Here is a 22,556-nt window from a genome sequence, read left to right as displayed (position 1 = left end):
AGTTATTCAATCTATCGCCATAGCATCGTCCGTACAAGCCAAGGGGTCTTTGGCATAGAAAGACGCTGATGAGGAACAGTCTGATGGCTGGCAAAACGCTCTACGACAAACTCTGGGAAGCCCATGAGGTCAAGCGCCGTGATGACGGCTCGTCCTTGATCTACATCGACCGCCATATCATTCACGAAGTGACCTCGCCCCAGGCCTTTGAAGGCCTGCGCCTGGCCAACCGCAAGCCGTGGCGCATCGATGCCAACATCGCCACCCCGGACCACAACGTGCCGACCACCCCGGAACGCAAGGGCGGGATCGAGGCCATCGTCGACCAGGTGTCGCGCCTGCAGGTGCAGACCCTCGATGAGAACTGTGACGAATACGGCATCGTCGAATTCAAGATGAATGACGTGCGCCAGGGCATCGTCCATGTCATCAGCCCCGAGCAGGGCGCCACCTTGCCCGGCATGACCGTGGTCTGTGGCGACTCGCACACTTCCACCCACGGCGCTTTCGGGGCCTTGGCCCATGGTATCGGCACCTCCGAGGTCGAGCATGTGCTCGCCACCCAGTGCCTGGTCGCCAAAAAGATGAAGAACATGCTGGTGCGCGTCGAGGGCACATTGCCTGCCGGCGTGACGGCCAAGGACATCGTGCTTGCCGTGATCGGCAAGATCGGTACCGCCGGTGGCAACGGCCACGCCATGGAATTTGCTGGCAGCGCCATCCGCGCCCTGTCCATGGAAGGCCGCATGACCATCTGCAACATGTCGATCGAGGCCGGTGCACGGGTTGGCCTGGTTGCGACCGATGCCACCACCATTGCCTACGTCGAAGGCCGCCCTTATGCGCCCAAAGGCGAGCAGTGGGAGCGTGCGGTCGAGGCGTGGAAAGACCTGGTATCCGATGACGATGCGGTATTCGACACCGTGGTCGAGCTCGATGCAGCGCAAATCAAGCCGCAGGTCAGCTGGGGCACGTCGCCCGAGATGGTCCTGGCCGTCGACCAGCGTGTGCCGGACCCTGCCGCCGAAGCCGATCTGGTCAAGCGTGGCTCGATCGAGCGCGCCCTCAAGTACATGGGCCTGAGCGCCAACCAGGCGATCACCGATATCCAACTGGACCGCGTGTTCATTGGCTCCTGCACCAACTCGCGGATCGAAGACCTGCGCGCTGCAGCCGAAATCGCCAAAGGTCGCAAGGTGGCTGCCACCGTCAAGCAGGCCATCGTCGTGCCGGGTTCGGGCCTGGTCAAGGCCCAGGCCGAGCGTGAAGGCCTGGACAAGATCTTCCTCGAGGCTGGTTTCGAATGGCGTGAGCCAGGCTGCTCGATGTGCCTGGCGATGAACCCGGACCGCCTGGAAAGCGGCGAGCATTGCGCGTCCACGTCCAACCGCAACTTCGAAGGCCGTCAGGGCGCCGGTGGCCGTACCCACCTGGTCAGCCCGGCCATGGCTGCCGCTGCGGCGGTGACTGGTCACTTCATCGATGTTCGCGAGTTGATCCAAGGGAGCGCAGCATGAAAGCCTTTACCCAGCACACCGGCCTCGTCGCGCCGTTGGACCGTGCCAACGTCGACACCGATCAGATCATTCCCAAGCAGTTCCTCAAGTCGATCAAGCGTACCGGCTTCGGCCCCAACCTGTTCGACGAGTGGCGTTACCTGGACGTCGGCCAGCCTTACCAGGACAACAGCAAGCGCCCGCTGAACAAAGAGTTCGTGCTCAACCACGAGCGCTACCAGGGTGCCAGTGTGTTGCTGGCGCGGGAGAACTTCGGCTGTGGTTCGAGCCGTGAGCACGCCCCTTGGGCGCTGGACGAATACGGCTTCCGCAGCGTGATCGCGCCGAGCTTCGCCGACATCTTCTTCAACAACAGCTTCAAGAACGGCTTGTTGCCGATCATTCTGAGCGATGAGGAAGTCGACGAGCTGTTCAAGCAGGTCGAAGCCAACCCTGGCTACCAGTTGACCATCGACTTGCAGGCACAGGCGGTGACCCGTCCGGACGGCAAGGTGCTGCACTTTGAGATCGACGCGTTCCGCAAGCACTGCCTGCTCAATGGCCTGGACGATATCGGCCTGACCTTGCAGGACGGCGAGGCGATCAAGGCGTTTGAAGGCAAACACCGCACCGCACAGCCTTGGCTGTTCCGTGATGCCTGAATGATGTAATCGGGTTTGCTGGCCTCATCGCCGGCAAGCCGGCTCCCACATCGACCCCGCACTGTGCAGTCGCTGTGGGAGCCGGCTTGCCGGCGATAGCGGCCGTAGAGACAACCCAAAATCAAAAGGAATGCGCCCATGACCAGCACCACCCACACCGATGTGGTCCAACGCCAGTTCGGCGAACAGGCCAGTGCCTACCTCAGCAGCGCCGTGCACGCCCAGGGCAGTGAGTTCGCCCTGCTGCAAGCCGAGCTGGCGGGGCAGGGTGCGGCTCGCGTGCTGGACCTGGGCTGTGGTGCCGGTCATGTCAGCTTCCACGTAGCGCCTCTGGTGGCAGAGGTGGTCGCCTACGACCTGTCGCAGTCGATGCTTGACGTGGTTGCCAGCGCCGCCGCCGAGCGCGGCCTGGGCAATATCACCACCGAGCGTGGTGCCGCTGAACGCCTGCCGTTCGCCGATGCCTCGTTCGATTACGTCTTCAGCCGCTATTCAGCGCACCACTGGAGCGACCTGGGTGTGGCTTTGCGCGAAGTGCGGCGGGTGTTGAAGCCGGGCGGGGTGGCAGCCTTCATTGACGTGATGTCGCCGGGCAGCCCGTTGCTCGATACCTATCTGCAAACGGTTGAAGTGCTGCGCGACACCAGCCACGTACGCGATTATTCTGCCGCCCAGTGGCAGCGCCAGGTCAGCGAAGCTGGCCTGCATGCCCGCAGCCACACCCGCCAGCGCCTGCGCCTGGAGTGGGCCTCGTGGGTCGAGCGCATGCGCACGCCCGAGCCGCTGCGCGTGGCCATACGCCAGTTGCAGCAAGCCATGGGCGAGGAAGTGCGGCAGTATTACCAGATTGAGGCAGACGGCTCGTTCAGCACCGACGTGATCGTGTTGTGGGCAGAGCGCTGAGTTTTTTACGGTGCGGCCGGGCTGGCCGCACCGCTTGAATGGATAGAGGAAAGCATGAGCAAGCAGATTCTGATTCTCCCAGGTGATGGCATTGGTCCGGAAATCATGGCCGAGGCGGTCAAGGTGCTGGCGCTGGCCAACGACAAGTTCCAGCTCGGCTTGAGCCTCGAGCACGACGTGATCGGCGGTGCTGCCATCGACAAGCACGGCGTGCCGCTGGCCGACGAGACCCTGGAGCGTGCGCGCCAGGCCGATGCCGTTCTGTTGGGCGCTGTGGGCGGGCCGAAGTGGGACAAGATCGAGCGGGACATCCGCCCTGAGCGCGGCCTGCTGAAAATCCGCTCGCAGCTGGGCCTGTTCGCCAACCTGCGCCCGGCCATCCTCTACCCGCAACTGGCCGATGCCTCGTCGCTCAAGCCGGAAATCGTCTCGGGCCTGGACATCCTCATCGTCCGTGAGCTGACCGGCGGCATCTACTTCGGTGCCCCGCGTGGCCAGCGTGAACTCGAAGGCGGCGAGCGTCAGGCCTACGACACCCTCCCGTACAGCGAGAGCGAAGTGCGCCGTATCGCCCGCGTCGGCTTCGACATGGCCCGCGTGCGTGGCAAGAAGCTGTGCTCGGTGGACAAGGCCAACGTCCTGGCCTCCAGCCAACTGTGGCGTGAAGTGGTCGAGGACGTGGCCAAGGACTACCCGGACGTAGAACTGAGCCACATGTATGTCGACAACGCCGCCATGCAACTGGTGCGCGCGCCCAAGCAGTTCGACGTGATGGTGACCGACAACATGTTCGGTGACATCCTGTCGGATGAAGCTTCCATGCTGACCGGTTCGATCGGCATGCTGCCTTCGGCGTCGCTCGATGCCAACAACAAGGGCATGTACGAGCCTTGCCACGGCTCGGCGCCGGACATCGCCGGCCAAGGCATTGCCAACCCGCTGGCGACCATTCTGTCGGTGTCGATGATGCTGCGTTACAGCTTCAACCAGCAGGCCGCAGCCGAGGCCATCGAGCAGGCGGTAAGCCAGGTCCTGGACCAGGGCCTGCGTACCGGTGACATCTGGTCGGCCGGTTGCAGCAAGGTAGGTACGCAGGAAATGGGCGACGCAGTAGTCGCAGCGCTGCGGAATCTGTAATCTCTCTGGCCCGCCACCGTTTTTGGTCGGTGGCGGCCCACTTTTAGCAAAGGTGTAGTTGCGATGAAACGTGTAGGTCTGATCGGTTGGCGCGGCATGGTCGGTTCCGTGCTCATGCAGCGGATGCTGGAGGAGCAGGATTTCGACCTTATCGAGCCGGTGTTCTTCACTACCTCCAATGTCGGTGGCCAGGGCCCGAACGTGGGCAAGGATATTGCTCCGCTCAAGGACGCTTATTCGATTGAAGAACTCAAGACCCTCGACGTGATCCTGACCTGTCAGGGCGGCGACTACACCAACGAGGTCTTCCCCAAGCTGCGTGAAGCCGGCTGGCAGGGGTACTGGATCGATGCTGCCTCGTCGCTGCGCATGCAGGACGATGCGGTGATCGTGCTCGACCCGGTCAACCGCAAGGTGATCGACCAGCAGCTCGATGCCGGCACCAAGAACTACATCGGCGGCAACTGCACTGTCAGCCTGATGCTGATGGGCCTTGGCGGCCTGTTCGAAGCGGGCCTGGTCGAGTGGATGAGCGCCATGACCTACCAGGCGGCGTCCGGTGCCGGTGCGCAGAACATGCGTGAGCTGATCAAGCAGATGGGTGCTACCCACGCGGCAGTTGCCGATGACCTGGCCAACCCGGCCAGCGCCATCCTCGACATCGACCGCAAGGTGGCCGAGGCCATGCGCAGCGAGGCCTACCCGGCCGAGAACTTCGGCGTGCCCCTGGCGGGCAGCCTGATCCCATGGATCGACAAGGAGCTGCCGAACGGCCAGAGCCGTGAAGAGTGGAAGGCCCAGGCCGAAACCAACAAGATCCTCGGCCGCTTCAAGAGCCCGATCCCGGTCGATGGCATCTGCGTGCGCATCGGCGCCATGCGTTGCCACAGCCAGGCACTGACCATCAAGCTGAACAAGGACGTGCCGCTGGCCGATATCGAAGGCATGATCAGCCAGCACAACCCGTGGGTGAAGCTGGTGCCGAACCAGCGCGAGATCAGCATGCAGGAGCTGACCCCGACCAACGTCACCGGTACCCTGAACATTCCGGTGGGCCGTTTGCGCAAGCTGAACATGGGCTCGCAATATCTGGGCGCGTTCACCGTCGGCGATCAGCTGCTGTGGGGTGCTGCCGAGCCGCTGCGCCGCATGCTGCGGATTCTGCTGGAGCGTTGATCGTTCTGGGTTGAACAGAAAACCCGCGCTGGCGACAGCGCGGGTTTTTTTATGTGCGCGCCCCACAGGGCCAGCACAGACAAAACGGTACAATCCGAGTAAAGTGCCGCCCCCGCCGTTACAGCAAAAAGGATCCTCTCCATGACCCAACCCCTGGACATCGCCGTCGTCGGCGCCACCGGTAGTGTCGGTGAAACCTTGGTACAGATTCTCGAAGAACTGCACTTCCCGGTCGGCACGCTGCACCTGCTGGCCAGCATGGAGTCGGCGGGCAGCAGCGTGATGTTCGCCGGCAAGAAGGTCAAAGTGCGTGAAGTCGACAGTTTCGATTTCACCCAGGTCAAACTGGCCTTCTTCGCCGCCAGCCCGGCCGTCAGTCGTAGCTTTGCCAGCAAGGCCCGTGAGGCCGGCTGCACGGTCATTGACCTGTCTGGCGGCCTGGATGACGCCCTGGCGGTCGTGCCTGAGGCCAATGCCGAGCGCATCGCCGGCCTGGCGCTGCCGGCGTGCATCGCCAGCCCCAGTGCCGCAGCCGTGGCCTTGGCCGTCGCGCTGGCGCCACTGAAGGGGCTGTTGGAGATCGAGCGCGTGCAGGTCATGGCCGCGCTCGCGGTGTCTGCCCAGGGCCGGGAGGCTGTCAACGAACTGGCCCGGCAGACCGCCGAGCTGCTCAACGCGCGCCCGCTGGAGCCGCGTTTCTTCGATCGCCAGGTGGCGTTCAACCTGCTGGCCCAGGTCGGTGCGGCAGACGAGCAGGGCCACACCGCGCTCGAGCGCCGCCTGGTTGATGAGCTGCCGGTGCTGTTGGGCCAGCCGGAACTGAAGATTTCCGTGACCTGCGTTCAAGTCCCGGTGTTTTTTGGCGATAGCTTCAGTGTGGCGGTACAGAGCCGTAATCCGGTGGATCTTGTTGCGGTCAATGCCGCGCTGGAGGGTGCCGACAGTGTCGAGTTGGTCGAGCGGGATGATTATCCGACCCCGGTAGGGGACGCAGTAGGGCAAGACGTGGTCTATGTTGGTCGTGTACGCCATGGTGTTGACGAAGACCAGCAGCTCAACCTGTGGCTGACCACCGACAACCTGCGCAAGGGCGCTGCGCTAAACGCCGTGCAGGTGGCGCAATTGTTGATTAAACACATAGCGTAAAAGATACTGGCGAGCACTTTTGTCCCGCACCGCTTGCGGTTTCGGGACGATTCATACAAGGGATGAGGTCATGCTTCGAATTCGCAAACTGGTTCTGGCCATGGCGGCAGCGTCGGCGCTGTCATCTGGCATGGCGAATGCCCTGGGGTTGGGTGAACTGACGCTCAAATCGGCGCAGAACCAGCCGCTGGACGCCGAGATCGAATTGCTCGATGTGCGCGACCTCACCGCTGCCGAAGTGGCGCCAAGCCTGGCGCCGCCGGAAGAGTTCAGCAAGGCCGGGGTGGAGTATCCGGGCTACCTCGAGGACCTGACCTTTACCCCGGTGATCAACCCCAATGGCAAGAGCGTACTGCGGGTAACCTCCAGCCAGCCGCTGCCGGGTTCGGTGGTAAAGTTTCTGGTCCAGGTGATGTGGCCCCAGGGCCGCCTGCTGCGTGACTACAGTGTGCTGCTCGACCAGGCCAAGGCTCAGGGCGAGCAGCCTGCTGCGGCCAATGTCACCCCGGCAACCAGCAGCGCCGGCAGCTATACCACCAAACGACGCGATACTCTTTGGCAGATTGCTGCGCGCAATACCCAAAGTGGTGGCTCGGTGCAGCAGACAATGATCGCCATTCAGGCGCTGAACCCGGATGCCTTTATCGGCAACAATATCAACCAGTTGAAGGTTGGCCAGGTGTTGCGCCTGCCCGATCAGCAGCAGGTCCAGAGCATCCCGCAGGTCGAGGCGAATCGCGAAGTGGCCGAACAGTACGCCGCCTGGCGTGAGGGCCGGCGCCTAGGCCCCCGCGCCCGGCAGCTGGACGCCACCCGTCGCGGTGCCGCCGATGCCGCGCCCGAGCGTATAGCCCAGGGCGACAACCTGCGCCTGGTCAGCCCAGGCAACCAGCCTGGCGCTGGCGATGCCAAGGCGCTCAACGACAAGCTGGCCGTGGCCCAGGAGAGCCTGGACACCAGCCGTCGTGACAATGAAGAACTCAAGAGCCGGATGAGCGACCTGCAGAGCCAGCTGGACAAGCTGCAGCGCCTGATTCAGCTCAAGAACGACCAGCTGGCACGCCTGGAGGCACAGGGTGCTGCCGGGGAGCCGGCATCGGCCGCCGCCTTGCCTGGTGAATCGGCCCCGGCGCAGCCTGCAGGCAACGCCCAGGTACCGCCCGCCGAGCCCGTCGTGGCACCGGCGCCGGCTGCCGTCGACACCGCGCCTGGCTCTGCCCCGGCTGGCGAGGATGCCCCAGCCGCCCAGCAGCCGGGCGCGCTGGATGAGATGCTGGGGAATCCGTTGGTGCTGGGCCTGATCGCAGGTTCCGCATTCCTCGTGCTGCTGTTGCTGCTGTTGCTGCTGGCGCGCCGACGCAAAGCCCAGCAGGAGGCCGAAAAGCACCTGCGTATGGCGCGGGCACTGGCCGAGGAGGGCGAGCGTAACCCCGACCTCGACCTGCCTTCGAGCAGCTTCGATGAGCTGGAAGTGTCGGCGCCTGGCGTAACCCTGTCGCCGGCGGTGGTAGCGGCTTCGGCTGCTGCAGCCGTTGCGGCGGAAAAACCCGTAGCCCCAGCCCCCGTTGCCGCGCCATCACCGGCACAGGACCCGAATGCCGAGCTGTTGGCTGAGGTCGAGCAGAGCCTGGCCAGCGGCCGTCTGAACCATGCGGCCGACCTGTTGGAGACGGCCGTCGCTGCGCAACCGGAGCATGATGGCCTGCGGTTGAAGCTGATGGAGGTTTATGCGCGCCAGGGTGACCACAGCGCATTCGTGGAGCAGGAGCGCAAGCTGCCGGGCAGCGAAGAAAATATCGCGCAGGTCAGTCAGCTCAAGGAGCATTACCCGGCCATGCTCGGCATCGCCGCAGCGGGGCTGGGGGCTGCGGCGCTGGCTGCCGAGCTGGATGAGCAGTATGTGCAGGATCTGTTGCAGGATGAGCCGCAGCCGCCTGCAGAGGTCGATGCCGAGCCTGAACCTGAACCTGAGCCTGAACCTGAACCTGAACCGCAAGCCGAGGCCGATGCTCAAGCGCCTGCCCTTGATGACACTGGTCTGGACAGTGCCTTCGACCTTGACCTGGGTGACGATCTGCCCCTGAACGACCTTGAACCGCCGATGCTCGATGAAGCGGCGTTGACGGATCTGCAGGTAAATGACGAGCCGCTCGCCGCCGCTGATCCTGCCGTGCAGGAAGCAGATGCCGATGCCGACTTCGAAGCCTTGCTGGCGCAGGCTCAGGCCGAACCGCAGAGCGTCGATGATCTGGCGGACTTCGACCTGGACATGGGTGAGCCGAGCGTTGCCGAACCGGTCGAGGAAGAGCCGGTCGACGTTGTTGCCGAACTGGCCGCTTTCGATTCCATCCCTGAGTTCGACCCGATTTCCGAGCTGGAGCTGCCGGAAGACTTCGACCTGTCGCTGTCGCTGGATGACCAGTCACCGGCTGCCAAGAGCTTTGCTTCGGAGCTGAGCGACGTCAACGCCGAACTGGACAAGCTCTCGCAGAATCTCGAGTCGCCGTCGCTGGCGCCGCACTTCACCGCTGCCGATGCTGCCCAGGAGCCGGAACCTTTGGACGACCTGGACTTCGATTTCTTCTCCGGCAGCGACGAAGTGGCCACCAAGCTCGATCTGGCACGTGCCTATATCGACATGGGCGACCATCAGGGTGCGCGCGACATCCTCGATGAAGTGGTCAAGGATGGCGACGACACCCAACGTCAGGAAGCCGAAGACATGCTGTCCCGGCTGGTCTGAAGGCCTCACCTGCAGCGTAAAACCAACGGCAGCCCAACAAGGCTGCCGTTGTCGTTATAATCCCCGGCACTTCGTATTGCCCCACAGGTTTCACGCTCTTGGACATCATCGACACCGCTGCCACCGAATCGGCCGCCGAAGGCTTCACCCGCATTGCCCTGGGCGTGGAATACAAGGGTTCGCGCTACCGCGGCTGGCAACGCCAGGCCAGCGGTGTGCCCAGTGTCCAGCAGGCACTGGAGCAAGCCCTGTCGAAAGTGGCCAACGAGCCCATCACGGTGGTCTGCGCCGGGCGTACCGACGCCGGTGTGCATGGGTCTGGGCAGATCGTGCATTTCGATACCCGCGCCAATCGCGACGAACGCGCCTGGACCCTGGGCAGCAACTTCAACCTGCCCCATGACATCAGTGTGGTCTGGTCGCGGCCGATGCCTGCGGATTTCCATGCGCGCTTCAAGGCCACCGCCCGGCGCTACCGTTATGTCATCTACAACGATCCGATCCGCCCGGCACACTTGGCCGAGGAAGTGACCTGGAATCACCGGCCACTTGATGTAGAACGCATGGCTGATGCTGCGCAGTTCCTGCTGGGTACCCACGATTTCAGTGCCTTTCGCGCCAGCCAGTGCCAGGCCAAGTCGCCGATCAAGCATATCCATCACCTGCGGGTCACCCGTCACGGGCAGATGATCGTGCTGGATGTGCGGGCCACCGCTTTCCTGCACCATATGGTGCGCAACATTGCCGGCGTGCTGATGACCATTGGTGCAGGTGAGCGCCCTGCGGGCTGGGCCCGTGAAGTGCTGGAAGGGCGCAACCGGCGCGAAGGCGGTGTGACGGCCCATCCGTACGGCCTGTACCTGGTGCAGGTAGAGTACCCGGAGGAATTCCAGCTGCCACAGCGTTACATTGGCCCACACTTTCTGACCGGCTACGAGGCGTTGGCCGACTGACGGGCGAAAACGCTTTTGCTACCATCGGGCCTTTCAGTGTTTTCTCAGGGTTTGCAGTCCATGAGCAATGTTCGCAGCAAGATCTGCGGGATTACCCGCATAGAAGACGCGCTGGCCGCCGCCGAGGCGGGGGCCGATGCCATCGGCTTCGTTTTCTATGCCAAAAGCCCGCGCGCCGTCGACGTGCGCCAGGCGCAGGCGATCATGGCCGAGTTGCCACCCTTCGTGACTACGGTCGGCCTGTTCGTCAACGCCTCGCGCTGCGAACTCAACGAGATCCTCGAGGCTGTGCCGCTGGACCTGCTACAGTTCCACGGCGACGAAACCCCGGCTGACTGCGAAGGCTATCACCGCCCCTGGATCAAGGCGCTGCGAGTGCGCCCGGGTGACGACCTGGAGGCTGCCTGCCGGCACTATGCCGGTGCGCGTGGCATCCTGCTCGACACCTATGTTGCCGGCGTACCCGGTGGTACTGGCGAAGCGTTCGACTGGTCGCTGGTGCCTTCACGGCTGAGCAAGCCGATCATTCTCGCCGGAGGCTTGTCGGCCGGCAATGTCGGCCAGGCCATCGCCCAGGTACGGCCGTATGCGGTGGATGTCAGTGGTGGTGTGGAGCAGGCCAAGGGCATAAAGGACGCGGCGAAGATCGAAGCGTTCATGCGCGCGGTGAAACAGGCGTGATGCCAGATGTGACGGCTGGCTGCGCGCCATCGTCCATAGCTATCGCAGCCCTGCGGGGCGGCTGCCGGCATGCCGGTTGGCCAAAGAATACGTTGAAGACGGTGCGGTACGCAGGCAGCCCCTGTGGCCGGTTCGTCATCGTTTGACAGAAGAATTTGAGCTCAAAGGGCAGGGCATGGCCGGCCAGACTGGTCCCCGCCCGCCAATACTGGAGAAATAAAGCATGAGCAACTGGTTAGTCGACAAACTGATCCCTTCGATCATGCGTTCCGAGGTGAAGAAGAGCTCGGTGCCAGAAGGCCTGTGGCACAAGTGCCCAGCCTGTGAGGCCGTGCTGTATCGTCCGGAGCTGGAAAAGACCCTGGATGTCTGCCCCAAGTGCAACCACCACATGCGTATTGGCGCACGTCAGCGCATCGACATCTTCCTCGATGCTGAAGGCCGCGCCGAGCTGGGTGCCGAGCTGGAGCCGGTCGACCGCCTGAAATTCCGCGATGGCAAAAAGTACAAGGACCGCCTGGTCGGTGCCCAGAAGCAGACCGGCGAGAAGGACGCCCTGATCTCCATGAGCGGTACCCTGATGGGCATGCCGATCGTGGTCAGTGCCTTCGAATTTTCCTTTATGGGTGGTTCCATGGGCGCCGTCGTCGGTGAGCGTTTTGTCCGCGCCGCCAACCATGCCCTGGAAAACCGCTGCCCGATGATCTGCTTCTCGGCCTCCGGTGGTGCGCGCATGCAGGAAGCGCTGATCTCGCTGATGCAGATGGCCAAGACCTCGGCCGTGCTGGCCCGCCTGCGCGAAGAGGGTATTCCGTTCATCTCCGTATTGACCGATCCGGTCTACGGCGGTGTTTCCGCCAGTCTGGCGATGCTCGGCGATGTCATTGTCGGTGAGCCGAAGGCGCTGATCGGCTTTGCCGGCCCGCGCGTGATCGAGCAGACCGTGCGCGAAAAGCTGCCTGAGGGCTTCCAGCGCAGCGAGTTCCTGCTGGAGCACGGCGCCATCGACCTGATCATCTCGCGTGGCGAGCTGCGTCCACGCCTGGCGCGTCTGCTGGCGCAGATGACCGGCCAGGAAACTCCCGAGCAGGCACGCGAGGCCGCTGCGGTCGCCTGATGAAAGACAGAACCCTGGGCGAATGGCTCGCCTACCTCGAGCAGTTGCACCCCTCGGCCATCGACATGGGGCTGGAGCGTTCGCAAAAGGTGCTTGCACGATTGGCCCTGGGCAAGCTGGCGCCCCGCGTGGTGACCGTCACCGGCACCAACGGCAAAGGCTCGACCTGTGCCTTCGTGGCGTCGATGCTGCGTGCCCAGGGGCTCAAGGTTGGCGTGTACAGCTCGCCACACCTGTTGCGTTACAACGAACGGGTGCTGATCGATGGCCAGGAGGCCAGTGATGAGCGCCTGTGCGAAGCCTTTGCGGCCGTCGAGGCGGCGCGAGGCGAGATTTCCCTTACCTATTTCGAGATGGGCACCCTGGCGGCATTCTGGCTGTTCTACCAGTCCGGGCTGGATGCCGTGGTGCTTGAAGTAGGCCTGGGTGGTCGTCTGGATACCGTGAACGTCGTCGATGCCGACCTGGCCCTGGTGACCAGTATCGGCGTCGACCATGTCGATTACCTGGGCGATACCCGCGAGTTGGTAGCCTTCGAGAAGGCTGGCATCTTCCGCCCGGGCAAGCCGGCATTGTGCGGTGACCTGGATCCCCCTCGGCCATTGTTGGACAAGGCGCGTGAACTGGCGGCGCCGTTGTTCCTGCGGGGGCGTGACTTCGATCTGACCAGTGCCGATAGTACCTGGCACTGGCGCGGGACAGCAGCAGATGGCGCGGTGGTGGAGCTGTCAGGCCTGCCGCTGCTCGACCTGCCGATGGAGAACGCCACCCTGGCCCTGCAGGCTTATTTGCTGATGGGGCTGCCTTGGGATGCCGGGCAAATTCGTCAGGCGCTGCTCGATACCCGTATCACCGGGCGGCTGGACCGTCGCACGTTCAGTTGGCAAGGCAAGCGCGTGGAGCTGTTGCTGGATGTGGGGCATAACCCCCATGCAGCAGAATACCTGGCGCGTCGCCTGTCAGCGCGACCGCTCAAGGGCCGGCGCCTGGCAGTCTTCGGCCTGCTGGCGGACAAGGACCTGGCAGGCGTCCTGGCGCCGTTGCAGGGCCTGGTCGACGACTGGGCGGTGGCGCCTTTGCAGTCACCGCGCAGCCGTCCGGCCGCCGAACTCGTCGGCGCCTTGACGAACCTCGGCGCGTCGGTGAAGTCTTATTCCAGCGTCGGCGCCGCTCTTGATGGGCAATGCGCTCAGGCGACGGCGGATGACCAGATCCTGCTGTTCGGTTCGTTTTTCTGTGTTGCCGAGGCCCTGGAATGGCTGGGGCAGCAGGCCCTGGAGGGGTGAGTAGATGGCAGTGCTGGATAAAGGGATGAAACAGCGCATGGTGGGTGCGTTGGTGCTGGTGGCGCTGGCGGTGATTTTCTTGCCGATGCTGTTCACCCGCGAGGACGAAATGCGCCAGGTGCGCGTCGAGGCCCCGCAGGCTCCAGCGATGCCGAGCTTGCCTGAAGTCAAGGTAGAGCCGGTTGCAGTGCCCGAGCCGCAACCGCTGCCGCAAGAGCCGCAGCAGGCACCTGTGGTGGTCAATGAGTCCTCGGCCCCGGTGGCCACGCCGAGCCAGCCGATCACGCCTTCGCCGCAAACCCAGGCTCAAGTTCAGCCCAAGCCGCAGGCGCCTGCTCCGGCATCCAAGGCCCAGGTGCAGCCGGCCGCTACGCCTGCGCCAGCAGCAAGCGCTACCGCACCGTCGAAAATCGACGTCAACGGCTTGCCGGTGAGCTGGTCGATCCAGCTGGCCAGCCTGTCCAATCGCGCCGGAGCCGAGAACCTGCAGAAAACCCTGCGCAGCCAGGGTTACAATGCCTACATTCGTTCGGCCGGTGGCATGAATCGGGTGTATGTGGGTCCGCTGATCGAGCGTGCCGAGGCTGAGCGCCTGCGTGATGCAATCAATCGGCAGCAGAAGCTGAAGGGCTTTGTGATCCGTTTCCAGCCAGAACGCGGTTGATTTCAGGGGGCTGCCCTGCAGCCCATCTGCGGGCTGGCCAATCGGCCTGACATTCCGCTTACTCCCGGCCCTTTGCTCTGGTAAAATGCGCCGCCTCAAACGTCTGCAGGCAGCACCGTGGCATTTACCTGGGTTGATTGGGCGATCATCGCGATCATCGCCGTTTCCACACTGATCAGTCTCAAGCGCGGCTTCGTCAAGGAAGCCTTGTCCCTGCTCATCTGGATCATTGCCGGTGCAGTCGCCTGGATGTTCGGTGGGTCGCTCTCGGTGTATCTTGAAAGCTACATCCAGACCCCATCGATGCGCATCATCGCTGGCTGCGCCATTCTTTTCGTCGCCACCCTGCTGGTGGGCGCGATGGTCAATTTCCTGGTCGGTGAGCTGATCCGCGTGACCGGGCTGTCCGGTACCGATCGTTTTCTCGGCATGGCCTTCGGCGCGGCGCGCGGAGCCTTGCTGGTGGTGGTCGCCATCGGCCTGCTCAGCCTGGGGCCGGTGCAGCAGGATACCTGGTGGCAGGAATCTCGCCTGATACCACAGTTTCTATTGGTCGCTGACTGGTCGAAGAACCTGATCCTGGGTTTCACCAGCCAGTGGATGTCCAGTGGGGTGATCAGCACTCCGGCTGATCTCCCGTTCAAGGAACAGTTGCTCGGGCCTGCAAAGCCTTGAGCGCTATTCACTCAAGTTTCATCAAAGTAGGGGTTGCGTCGCATGTGTGGCATCGTCGGTATCGTCGGTAAGTCGAACGTCAATCAGGCGCTGTATGACGCGCTTACGGTCCTCCAGCACCGCGGCCAGGACGCTGCAGGTATCGTGACCAGCCACGACGGCCGGTTGTTCCTGCGCAAGGATAATGGCCTGGTGCGCGATGTCTTCCAGCAGCGCCACATGCAGCGCCTGGTAGGCCATATGGGTATCGGCCACGTCCGTTACCCGACTGCGGGCAGTTCGACCTCGGCCGAAGCCCAGCCGTTCTATGTCAACTCGCCGTACGGCATCACCCTGGCGCACAACGGCAACCTGACCAACGTCGAGCAGTTGGCCAAGGAGATCTACGAGTCCGACCTGCGCCACGTCAACACCAACTCCGACTCGGAAGTGCTGCTGAACGTGTTCGCCCATGAGCTGGCGGTGCGTGGCAAGCTGCAGCCCACCGAAGAAGACGTGTTCGCCGCCGTTTCCCACGTGCACAGCCGCTGCGTCGGCGGTTACGCCGTGGTGGCGATGGTCACCGGCTATGGCATTGTCGGCTTCCGTGACCCCAACGGCATTCGCCCGGTGGTGTTCGGCCAGCGTCATACCGACGAAGGCGTTGAATACATGATCGCCTCGGAAAGCGTTGCCCTGGACGTGCTCGGCTTCACCCTGATCCGCGACCTGGCGCCCGGCGAAGCGGTGTACATCACCGAAGAAGGCCAGCTGTACACCAAGCAGTGCGCTCAAAGCCCGAAACTGCAACCGTGCATCTTCGAGCACGTCTACCTGGCCCGTCCGGACTCGATCATGGATGGCGTTTCGGTATACAAGGCGCGCTTGCGCATGGGCGAGAAGCTGGCCGAGAAGATCCAGCGCGAGCGCCCGGACCACGACATCGATGTGGTCATCCCGATCCCTGACACCAGCCGCACCGCCGCCCTGGAGCTGGCCAACCACCTGGGCGTCAAGTTCCGCGAAGGCTTCGTGAAAAACCGCTACATTGGCCGTACCTTCATCATGCCCGGCCAGGCTGCACGCAAGAAATCGGTGCGCCAGAAGCTCAACGCCATCGAGCTGGAATTCCGCGGCAAGAACGTGATGCTGGTCGACGACTCGATCGTACGCGGCACCACCTGCAAGCAGATCATCCAGATGGCCCGCGAAGCCGGCGCGAAAAACGTCTACTTCTGTTCCGCGGCCCCTGCAGTGCGTTACCCCAACGTCTACGGCATCGACATGCCGAGCGCTCACGAACTGATCGCCCACAACCGCACTACCGATCAGGTGGCCGAGTTGATCGGCGCCGACTGGCTGGTCTATCAGGACCTGCCGGACCTGATCGAATCGGTCGGTGGCGGCAAGATCAAGATCGAGCACTTCGATTGCGCGGTGTTCAACGGTGAATACGTCACTGGCGACATCGACGAGGCCTACCTCGACCGCATCGAGCAGGCTCGCAATGACCTGGCCAAGGTGAAGAACCAGGCGGTCAGCGCGATCATCGACCTCTACAACAACTGATTTGGAGAGCGACGGCATGACGGATCAATGGGATGCCGGGCGACTGGACAGTGACCTCGAGGGTGTCGGCTTCGACACCCTGGCGGTGCGTGCCGGTCAGAACCGTACACCGGAGGCGGAGCACAGCGAAGCGCTGTTCCTGACCTCCAGCTATGTCTTCCGCACGGCCGCTGATGCGGCCGCGCGCTTTGCCGGTGAAACCCCGGGCAACGTCTACTCGCGCTACACCAACCCGACCGTGCGTGCCTTCGAGGAGCGCCTGGCGGCAATGGAAGGTGCCGAGCAGGCCGTGGCCACCTCTACCGGCATGGCGGCGATCCTCGCCGTGGTGATGTCGTTGTGCAGCGCCGGCGACCATGTGCTGGTGTCGCAGAGCGTGTTCGGCTCGACGATCAGCCTGTTCGAGAAGTACTTCAAGCGTTTCGGCGTACAAGTGGATTACGTGCCGCTGGTCGATCTGGCGGGTTGGGACAAGGCCATCAAGGCCAATACCAAGCTGCTGATCCTCGAGTCGCCTTCCAACCCGTTGGCCGAACTGGTGGACATTGCCGCGCTGGCCGAGATTGCCCATGCCCGTGGTGCCATGCTGGTGGTGGACAACTGCTTCAGCACCCCGGCACTGCAGCAGCCGCTCAAGCTTGGCGCTGACATCGTGTTCCATTCCGCTACCAAGTTCATCGACGGCCAGGGCCGTTGCATGGGCGGCGTTGTGGCCGGGCGCAGCGAGCAGATGAAAGAAGTGGTGGGCTTTTTGCGCACCGCCGGCCCGACCCTCAGCCCGTTCAACGCCTGGATCTTCACCAAAGGCCTGGAAACCCTCAAGCTGCGCATGCGTGCGCACTGCCAGAGCGCTCAGCAACTGGCCGAGTGGCTGGAGCAGCAGGAGGGTATCGAGAAGGTGCATTACGCCGGCTTGCCAAGCCATCCGCAGCACGAACTGGCCAAGCGCCAGATGAGCGGCTTTGGTGCGGTGGTGAGTTTCGAGGTCAAGGGTGGCAAGGAAGGCGCCTGGCGCTTCATCGATGCCACGCGGGTGATCTCGATCACCACCAACCTGGGTGACAGCAAGACCACTATCGCGCACCCGGCCACCACCTCCCACGGCCGCCTGACGCCGCAGGAGCGTGAGGCTGCGGGTATTCGCGACAGCCTGATCCGCGTTGCCGTCGGCCTGGAAGACGTGACTGACCTGCAAGCCGACCTTGCGCGTGGGCTGGCAGCGCTGTGATCGACTGGAAGGGCGGCGGGCCGGGCCATAACGGCCGGGTAGCCCTGGTAACCGGTGCCGCACGCGGCATCGGCCTGGGCATTGCTGCCTGGTTGATCTGCGAGGGTTGGCAGGTGGTGCTGAGCGACCTGGACCGCCCTCGCGGCGCCAAGGTTGCCAAGGCCCTGGGTGAAAACGCCTGGTTCATCACCATGGACGTAGCCGACGAAGCCCAGGTCAGTGCCGGGGTTTCCGAGGTGTTGGGGCAGTTCGGGCGGCTGGACGCGCTGGTGTGCAACGCGGCCATCGCCAACCCGCATAACCAGACCCTGGAGAGCCTGAGCCTGGCGCAATGGAACCGGGTGCTGGCGGTCAACCTCAGCGGCCCGATGCTGTTGGCCAAGCACTGTGCGCCTTACTTGCGAGCGCACAATGGTGCGATCGTCAATCTGGCCTCGACCCGTGCCCGGCAGTCCGAGCCGGATACCGAGGCCTATGCAGCAAGCAAGGGCGGCCTGGTGGCGTTGACCCATGCCCTGGCCATGAGCCTGGGCCCGGAGATCCGCGTCAATGCCGTGAGCCCGGGCTGGATCGATACGCGCGACCCTGCGCAACGCCGTGCCGAGCCGTTGAGCGATGCCGACCATGCCCAGCATCCGACGGGCAGGGTAGGGACGGTGGAAGACGTGGCGGCCATGGTTGCTTGGCTGTTGTCGCGCCAGGCAGCTTTCGTCACTGGCCAGGAGTTCGTGGTCGATGGCGGCATGACGCGCAAGATGATCTATAGCTGAGCTGCAAGCTGCAAGAGGGGGCCGTGAGGTCCCTTCGTCATTTGCCGGGCTTGGAAATCGGGCCAGCGCCACCTGGCTTTTTCTTGCGGCTTGCAGCTTGTAGCTTGTAGCTGCTCTCCCACCCTTTTCAAAAAAAAATTCAACGGGGCTATTGACTTAGCATCGGCACCTGCGTAAATTTCGCGGCCTCAGCGAAGCAAATGCAACAAGCAACATCGCGAGGGTGATTAGCTCAGCCGGGAGAGCATCTGCCTTACAAGCAGAGGGTCGGCGGTTCGATCCCGTCATCACCCACCACTTCCTGAGCGTTCCTGGTGCACGATGCTTCGAAAGAGGCAGATGGCCAGAGAGGAACAAGGCCTGATAAGCCACTATGCGCAGCGGTAGTTCAGTCGGTTAGAATACCGGCCTGTCACGCCGGGGGTCGCGGGTTCGAGTCCCGTCCGCTGCGCCATTCTTCAGTAACAGATGGGTGCTTTGCACCGGTCTGAAGCCAAAAGGCAACATTGCCTCAGGCTGATCCCAGTTTCAATCAGGCGCAAGCCTGAACGATACGCAGCGGTAGTTCAGTCGGTTAGAATACCGGCCTGTCACGCCGGGGGTCGCGGGTTCGAGTCCCGTCCGCTGCGCCATCTTCGTTTCGAAGCCCCTTGAACGCTTCGAAGCAGCAAAAAGAGCGATCTTCGTGTCGCTTTTTTTGTGTCTGCCCTGAGGCTTTGTTCGCCGCAAGGGTAGATCACAGTTTCAACCGGGCGAAAGCCCGAGCGATACGCAGCGGTAGTTCAGTCGGTTAGAATACCGGCCTGTCACGCCGGGGGTCGCGGGTTCGAGTCCCGTCCGCTGCGCCATCTTCGCCTCGAAGCCCTTGAACGCTTCGAAGCAAAACGAGAAAGCGACCTTAGGGTCGCTTTTTTCGTTTACGCGCCTGCAAAGTCAACATTTACACGATGCTGACAGACTCTTCACCGTCGAACGGTTTCAGTGCAAGGGTGCTGTGATGCACAATAGGCACCTCTCGACTTACCCGGAATTCGCAATGACCAGATCATCCGTCTTTGGTGCGCTCGGGCTGGCCCTGGTGCTGGCGGGCGTGACCGGTTGCTCCTCGAAAAAAACCGCTATCTATGAGCATGAGAACTTCGATGACTCGGGCACCTTCTCGCGCAGTTTCCCGGTCAGTGAAGCCGGCTCGTGCGAGGCTGCCCGGCGTGCGCTGCTGAGCCAGGGTTACATCATCACCAGCAGCGGCGCCAACCAGATTGCCGGTAACAAAAGCTTCCAGCAGAACAGCGAGAACCACCTGCAGATCAGCTTCAGCGTGACCTGCGCGCCCGACAGCAGTGACGAACAGCGTTCGACCATGTTCGCCAACGCGTTGCAGGACCGCTACGCCCTCAAGAAGTCCAATACGTCCGCCAGCCTCGGCGTGGGTGTGCTGGGTTCTGTTTCGATGCCGATCGGCTCCAGTGACGATTCGATGGTCAAGGTCGCCAGCGAGACTGTGACCGCGCCGCAGTTCTACGAGCGTTACTTTGCTCTGGTCGAAAGCTACTTGCCCAAGCCCAAGCCGAAGAAGGTCAGCAAGGCCAAGGTTGAAGCGCCTGTGCCCAAGGCCGAGAACACAGCGCCTGCCTTGGGGTTGCCTGAGCAAGTTTCGCCAGCACCTGTGAGCGCTCCTTTGGCAGAGGCGGCACCTGCTCCTGCTCCTGCGCCAGCAACACCGGCGCCAGCAGAACCAGCACCAGCCTCTGAGGCGGTGGCCCCGGCAAGCGAGGCCCCAGCAGCGCCGGTGGTTGATGACAGCCAGGGTTCGCAACCGGTCGCACCGCCGGCGGCGCCTGCGCCGATTCAGGTGCAGCAGGATGCACAGCCTGCCGAGGCTGAAGCACCCTCACTCTGAATGGTCTTCCCTGAACAGGCGTCGACACGGCCAATCATTCGCTGTTACAGATCACCAGACGATAACTTTCTGAACACCTGCTACGTTTACCACTCATAGGCTTGTCATCATTTCTTCATCCAGCCTGCCTAGGTTTGAAGGCATGACCAACGAAGATAAAAGAGTGAAGAGGGCGCAGGGTAATGGATGAATATCAGGAAGAGCTGCTCGAGTACCAAGCCTACGAGCTGGACACCCCGGAACCGGCCGACGACGCCACCGAGCTTTGACCGACCTGCCGCTGACTGCGGCGGAACCCCCCCGGTGTGAGGCCCGTCCAGCGCTTGAATGCGCGCTGGAAGGCCTCGGCCGATGCAAAACCCAACAGGTAGGCAATCTCGCCGAAGGTCAATTCCGTATCGCGGATATAGGCCTCGGCAAGGTCGCGCCGGGTGTCGTTGAGCAAGTCGCGAAAGCGCGTGCCTTCCTCTGCCAGTTTGCGCCGCAAGGTCCAGGCGGGCAGTTGCAGGCGCAGTGCCACTTCTTCCAGGCCGGGCTCACGGCCACCGTTGAGCAGGGGGCCGAGCAAATGGGTGATGCGCTCCCCCAGGCTGCGCACCCGGGTGCGCTGCAGCATGTGCGTTTCACACAGTTGCAGCAGGTGCTGCCAGGTGCTCGGACAATGCTGGGGGTTGGCCAGCTCCAGCGTGGCCCGGCCCAGGCGCAGTCGGTTGCCACTGGCGCCAAACTGCACGGCGGTGCTGCACAACGGCTGGTACTGGGCGGCGTAGCCGGGTGCTTCGAATTCGATCTCCAGGCGCTCGGCCTGTATGGGCGTGTCGGTCAGGGCTGCAAGCTGGGCGAGCCAGCCGGTCAGAAGCGAGTCAACCACGAAACGGTTGTAGGCGTTGTAGGGGCTGATTGAATAAAAGCGCAGCCATGCCCCCTGGGCATCTTCCTGAAAACTCGAATGCCCACGGTAGTTGGCAGCATACAGCGGCTCGAAGCGCAGCAGTGTACGGGCGGCTTCGCCCAGCGTAGGCGCCTGCGCGGCTGTGACGCCCGCCAGGCCGGCCTGGGCCAGGCGGCTCAGGCGTCCCATGTGCAGGCCCAAGGCAGGCTCCCCGCACAGCGCGATTGCAGCATGCCCCAAGTGCATGTAACGGGGGATCGACAGCCGTGCGCCGGCTTCGGCCAAGCGTGTTTCATCCAGCCCGTAACGGCGCAGCAGCGGCTGAGGATCGTGACCGAGGCCCTGGATGGCCTCAGCAAGTGGCTGGACGAAACCTACCGAGAGGTCGCCCAGGCGAACGCGGGGGCGGGACATACCCCTACAGCCACACGTTCAGCAGGCGTGCGCCCTGGCTGGGAGGGCCTGTAAGCAATTCGCCGCTCTGATGGGCGAAGCCTTGACCGTCGCTGCCCTGGTCCCAGAACTGCCCCCGCATGAATACACTCATGCTGCTGACCCCTTGGCCGGCAGCCTCGGTCAGGCGTTGCCAGGCGGTCTTCTCGCTCACTTCACCGCGCTGCAGGGCAAGCTCGGCCGCCGCATCCTGGTGCCGGTTGCCACGCCATGGCGCTTGCCAGCTGTCTTTGCCGCTCAGGAAAACCGGGTTGGCGATCAGTTGTACCTGTTGGTTCTCCAACTGCTGGTGGTTTTCCGGGTACCAGCTATCGCTGCCGATCAGCACGCCAAGACGCCCGGCCGGGGTTTGCACCACTTGTAGGGGTTGCTTGCGGCCATCATGGATGTAACGCCGTACCTGGCTGTCCGGGAATTGCTGGCGTTGTGGCTGGCCCAGCGGTGAACCATCGCTGGCGAACACCAGGCTGCTGTTGAACAACGGGCCGCCGCCGGTATGCAGCACGCCTTTTTCCACATAGGGGTCAGGCAGCACGATCGAGCCGGCCACCAAGGTCACGCCAAACTCCTTGGCCAGGCTGCCGAACAGCTGCTGGTAGTCGCGGGCCATCTGCTGAGCCTTCATGCGCAAGTGCGCGTCGGCCCGGCGGTCATCGCCGCTGGCCCGCACTATCGCCAGGCCATAGCGCAGCGGGTTGCTCAACTCCAGCCATTGCTCTGCCTCGCGGCTGCGGGTGACCTGGTACAGCTCGTTCTTTTCGCCGCGGGCCCACAGCCAGGTGCCAATGTGCTCCGGCAGCACCACCACCGTGCGCGGGCTGATCAGGCCCTGGGCACGGGCTTGTTGCAGGTAGGCCGAGAGCTTGCGGTGCAGGCGTTGCAGGTTTTGATAGTCGCTTGGGTAAAGCAGGGGCTCGACGCCCAGCAGGTTGCCCTGCTCGCCGGGCACGCCGTGGTTCAACGCCAGTTCGATGCGCAGGTCGGAGAGGTAGTGGCCTTCCGGGCGCTGTTGGGTCCAGAAGCCATAGCCGCACAGGGCGGCGATCATTACCAGCGCCAAGGCGCTTGCCAATAGTTTTCGCATGCCTTTGATTTCGTTGATACTCGCAATGACGAGGCGGTGAAC

19 protein-coding genes and 4 tRNA genes are annotated in these 22,556 nt (G+C 63.2%); 21 read left to right on the top strand and 2 right to left on the bottom strand.

Annotation, left to right across the window (positions count from 1 at the left end; all coding sequences use genetic code 11):
- Positions 1 to 83 precede the first annotated feature (83 nt).
- The 21 genes from leuC (at position 84) to IWW33_RS03690 (ending at position 20,085) form a co-directional block, all read left to right on the top strand.
- Positions 84 to 1,517, top strand: a complete 1,434-nt coding sequence (leuC, locus tag IWW33_RS03790; RefSeq protein WP_046786538.1) for a 3-isopropylmalate dehydratase large subunit — start codon at positions 84 to 86, stop codon at positions 1,515 to 1,517.
- Complete coding sequence (gene leuD, locus IWW33_RS03785; protein ID WP_046786537.1) at positions 1,514 to 2,158, top strand: 3-isopropylmalate dehydratase small subunit; 645 nt, start codon at positions 1,514 to 1,516, stop codon at positions 2,156 to 2,158. Before leuC ends, leuD begins: the two co-directional genes overlap by 4 nt.
- A 138-nt stretch (positions 2,159 to 2,296) precedes the next feature.
- The gene (locus IWW33_RS03780) at positions 2,297 to 3,061 is read left to right on the top strand and encodes a class I SAM-dependent methyltransferase (RefSeq protein WP_115275633.1); all 765 of its coding nucleotides are present in this window, start codon (positions 2,297 to 2,299) and stop codon (positions 3,059 to 3,061) included.
- Positions 3,062 to 3,115: 54 nt separating this feature from the next.
- Positions 3,116 to 4,198 carry a 3-isopropylmalate dehydrogenase gene (gene leuB, locus IWW33_RS03775; protein WP_115275634.1) on the top strand — a complete coding sequence of 361 codons (1,083 nt, stop codon included), beginning with the start codon at positions 3,116 to 3,118 and terminating at the stop codon, positions 4,196 to 4,198.
- A 63-nt stretch (positions 4,199 to 4,261) separates the two neighbouring features.
- Positions 4,262 to 5,374: an aspartate-semialdehyde dehydrogenase gene (asd, locus tag IWW33_RS03770; protein ID WP_046786534.1), complete on the top strand. Its 1,113-nt coding sequence runs from the start codon at positions 4,262 to 4,264 to the stop codon at positions 5,372 to 5,374.
- A 141-nt stretch (positions 5,375 to 5,515) separates the two neighbouring features.
- Entirely contained in the window at positions 5,516 to 6,520 is a 1,005-nt protein-coding gene (locus IWW33_RS03765) for an aspartate-semialdehyde dehydrogenase (protein ID WP_115275635.1), read from the top strand.
- Positions 6,521 to 6,590: 70 nt separating this feature from the next.
- Positions 6,591 to 9,263 carry a FimV/HubP family polar landmark protein gene (locus IWW33_RS03760; protein ID WP_196914200.1) on the top strand — a complete coding sequence of 891 codons (2,673 nt, stop codon included), beginning with the start codon at positions 6,591 to 6,593 and terminating at the stop codon, positions 9,261 to 9,263.
- 98 nt (positions 9,264 to 9,361) lie between these two features.
- A complete protein-coding gene (gene truA / locus IWW33_RS03755; RefSeq protein WP_115275637.1) occupies positions 9,362 to 10,216 on the top strand; it encodes a tRNA pseudouridine(38-40) synthase TruA in 855 nt (284 codons plus the stop codon).
- Positions 10,217 to 10,276: 60 nt separating this feature from the next.
- Positions 10,277 to 10,897, top strand: a complete 621-nt coding sequence (locus IWW33_RS03750) for a phosphoribosylanthranilate isomerase (RefSeq protein ID WP_174141813.1) — start codon at positions 10,277 to 10,279, stop codon at positions 10,895 to 10,897.
- 223 nt (positions 10,898 to 11,120) lie between these two features.
- On the top strand, positions 11,121 to 12,014 hold the full coding sequence (gene accD, locus IWW33_RS03745) for an acetyl-CoA carboxylase, carboxyltransferase subunit beta (protein WP_012313465.1): 894 nt from the start codon (positions 11,121 to 11,123) through the stop codon (positions 12,012 to 12,014).
- Positions 12,014 to 13,300, top strand: a complete 1,287-nt coding sequence (gene folC / locus IWW33_RS03740) for a bifunctional tetrahydrofolate synthase/dihydrofolate synthase (RefSeq protein ID WP_174141812.1) — start codon at positions 12,014 to 12,016, stop codon at positions 13,298 to 13,300. Before accD ends, folC begins: the two co-directional genes overlap by 1 nt.
- Positions 13,301 to 13,304: 4 nt before the next feature.
- Entirely contained in the window at positions 13,305 to 13,964 is a 660-nt protein-coding gene (locus IWW33_RS03735; protein ID WP_115275640.1) for an SPOR domain-containing protein, read from the top strand.
- A 117-nt stretch (positions 13,965 to 14,081) separates the two neighbouring features.
- Complete coding sequence (locus IWW33_RS03730) at positions 14,082 to 14,639, top strand: CvpA family protein (protein ID WP_012313468.1); 558 nt, start codon at positions 14,082 to 14,084, stop codon at positions 14,637 to 14,639.
- 42 nt (positions 14,640 to 14,681) lie between these two features.
- A complete protein-coding gene (gene purF / locus IWW33_RS03725; protein ID WP_046786528.1) occupies positions 14,682 to 16,187 on the top strand; it encodes an amidophosphoribosyltransferase in 1,506 nt (501 codons plus the stop codon).
- A gap of 16 nt (positions 16,188 to 16,203) precedes the next feature.
- A complete protein-coding gene (locus IWW33_RS03720; protein ID WP_119688537.1) occupies positions 16,204 to 17,415 on the top strand; it encodes an O-succinylhomoserine sulfhydrylase in 1,212 nt (403 codons plus the stop codon).
- A complete protein-coding gene (locus IWW33_RS03715; protein WP_046786527.1) occupies positions 17,412 to 18,185 on the top strand; it encodes an SDR family oxidoreductase in 774 nt (257 codons plus the stop codon). The genes IWW33_RS03720 and IWW33_RS03715 overlap by 4 nt, the downstream gene beginning before the upstream one ends.
- A gap of 221 nt (positions 18,186 to 18,406) precedes the next feature.
- Positions 18,407 to 18,482, top strand: a tRNA-Val gene (locus tag IWW33_RS03710).
- An 80-nt stretch (positions 18,483 to 18,562) separates the two neighbouring features.
- Positions 18,563 to 18,639 (top strand) — tRNA-Asp (locus tag IWW33_RS03705).
- A gap of 101 nt (positions 18,640 to 18,740) precedes the next feature.
- Positions 18,741 to 18,817: transfer RNA gene (locus tag IWW33_RS03700), tRNA-Asp, on the top strand.
- A gap of 139 nt (positions 18,818 to 18,956) precedes the next feature.
- A tRNA-Asp gene (locus IWW33_RS03695) sits at positions 18,957 to 19,033 on the top strand.
- A 188-nt stretch (positions 19,034 to 19,221) separates the two neighbouring features.
- The gene (locus tag IWW33_RS03690; protein WP_115275643.1) at positions 19,222 to 20,085 is read left to right on the top strand and encodes a DUF2242 domain-containing protein; all 864 of its coding nucleotides are present in this window, start codon (positions 19,222 to 19,224) and stop codon (positions 20,083 to 20,085) included.
- A gap of 220 nt (positions 20,086 to 20,305) precedes the next feature.
- Here IWW33_RS03690 and IWW33_RS03685 read toward each other — a convergent pair whose 3' ends face one another.
- Both IWW33_RS03685 and IWW33_RS03680 read right to left on the bottom strand, forming a co-directional pair.
- A complete protein-coding gene (locus IWW33_RS03685) occupies positions 20,306 to 21,391 on the bottom strand; it encodes an AraC family transcriptional regulator (RefSeq protein WP_046786525.1) in 1,086 nt (361 codons plus the stop codon).
- 4 nt (positions 21,392 to 21,395) lie between these two features.
- A complete protein-coding gene (locus IWW33_RS03680) occupies positions 21,396 to 22,514 on the bottom strand; it encodes a nitrilase-related carbon-nitrogen hydrolase (protein ID WP_046786699.1) in 1,119 nt (372 codons plus the stop codon).
- Between the last annotated feature and the right edge of the window lie 42 nt (positions 22,515 to 22,556).

Source organism: Pseudomonas sp. M2, assembly GCF_015751845.1.
GTDB classification, from domain to species: Bacteria; Pseudomonadota; Gammaproteobacteria; order Pseudomonadales; family Pseudomonadaceae; genus Aquipseudomonas; species Aquipseudomonas putida_E.
Note: the sequence above shows the minus strand (reverse complement) of the source record. Positions and strands in the feature narration are given on the sequence as shown.

Bases quoted from the DNA above. Each gene is read 5' to 3' on its own strand.
- leuC (WP_046786538.1), top strand. From the start codon at position 84: ATGGCTGGCAAAACGCTCTACGACAAACTCTGGGAAGCCCATGAGGTC.
- leuD (WP_046786537.1), top strand. From the start codon at position 1,514: ATGAAAGCCTTTACCCAGCACACCGGCCTCGTCGCGCCGTTGGACCGT.
- IWW33_RS03780 (WP_115275633.1), top strand. From the start codon at position 2,297: ATGACCAGCACCACCCACACCGATGTGGTCCAACGCCAGTTCGGCGAA.
- leuB (WP_115275634.1), top strand. From the start codon at position 3,116: ATGAGCAAGCAGATTCTGATTCTCCCAGGTGATGGCATTGGTCCGGAA.
- asd (WP_046786534.1), top strand. From the start codon at position 4,262: ATGAAACGTGTAGGTCTGATCGGTTGGCGCGGCATGGTCGGTTCCGTG.
- IWW33_RS03765 (WP_115275635.1), top strand. From the start codon at position 5,516: ATGACCCAACCCCTGGACATCGCCGTCGTCGGCGCCACCGGTAGTGTC.
- IWW33_RS03760 (WP_196914200.1), top strand. From the start codon at position 6,591: ATGCTTCGAATTCGCAAACTGGTTCTGGCCATGGCGGCAGCGTCGGCG.
- IWW33_RS03750 (WP_174141813.1), top strand. From the start codon at position 10,277: ATGAGCAATGTTCGCAGCAAGATCTGCGGGATTACCCGCATAGAAGAC.
- accD (WP_012313465.1), top strand. From the start codon at position 11,121: ATGAGCAACTGGTTAGTCGACAAACTGATCCCTTCGATCATGCGTTCC.
- folC (WP_174141812.1), top strand. From the start codon at position 12,014: ATGAAAGACAGAACCCTGGGCGAATGGCTCGCCTACCTCGAGCAGTTG.
- IWW33_RS03735 (WP_115275640.1), top strand. From the start codon at position 13,305: ATGGCAGTGCTGGATAAAGGGATGAAACAGCGCATGGTGGGTGCGTTG.
- purF (WP_046786528.1), top strand. From the start codon at position 14,682: ATGTGTGGCATCGTCGGTATCGTCGGTAAGTCGAACGTCAATCAGGCG.
- IWW33_RS03720 (WP_119688537.1), top strand. From the start codon at position 16,204: ATGACGGATCAATGGGATGCCGGGCGACTGGACAGTGACCTCGAGGGT.
- IWW33_RS03690 (WP_115275643.1), top strand. From the start codon at position 19,222: ATGACCAGATCATCCGTCTTTGGTGCGCTCGGGCTGGCCCTGGTGCTG.
- IWW33_RS03685 (WP_046786525.1), bottom strand. From the start codon at position 21,391: ATGTCCCGCCCCCGCGTTCGCCTGGGCGACCTCTCGGTAGGTTTCGTC.
- IWW33_RS03680 (WP_046786699.1), bottom strand. From the start codon at position 22,514: ATGCGAAAACTATTGGCAAGCGCCTTGGCGCTGGTAATGATCGCCGCC.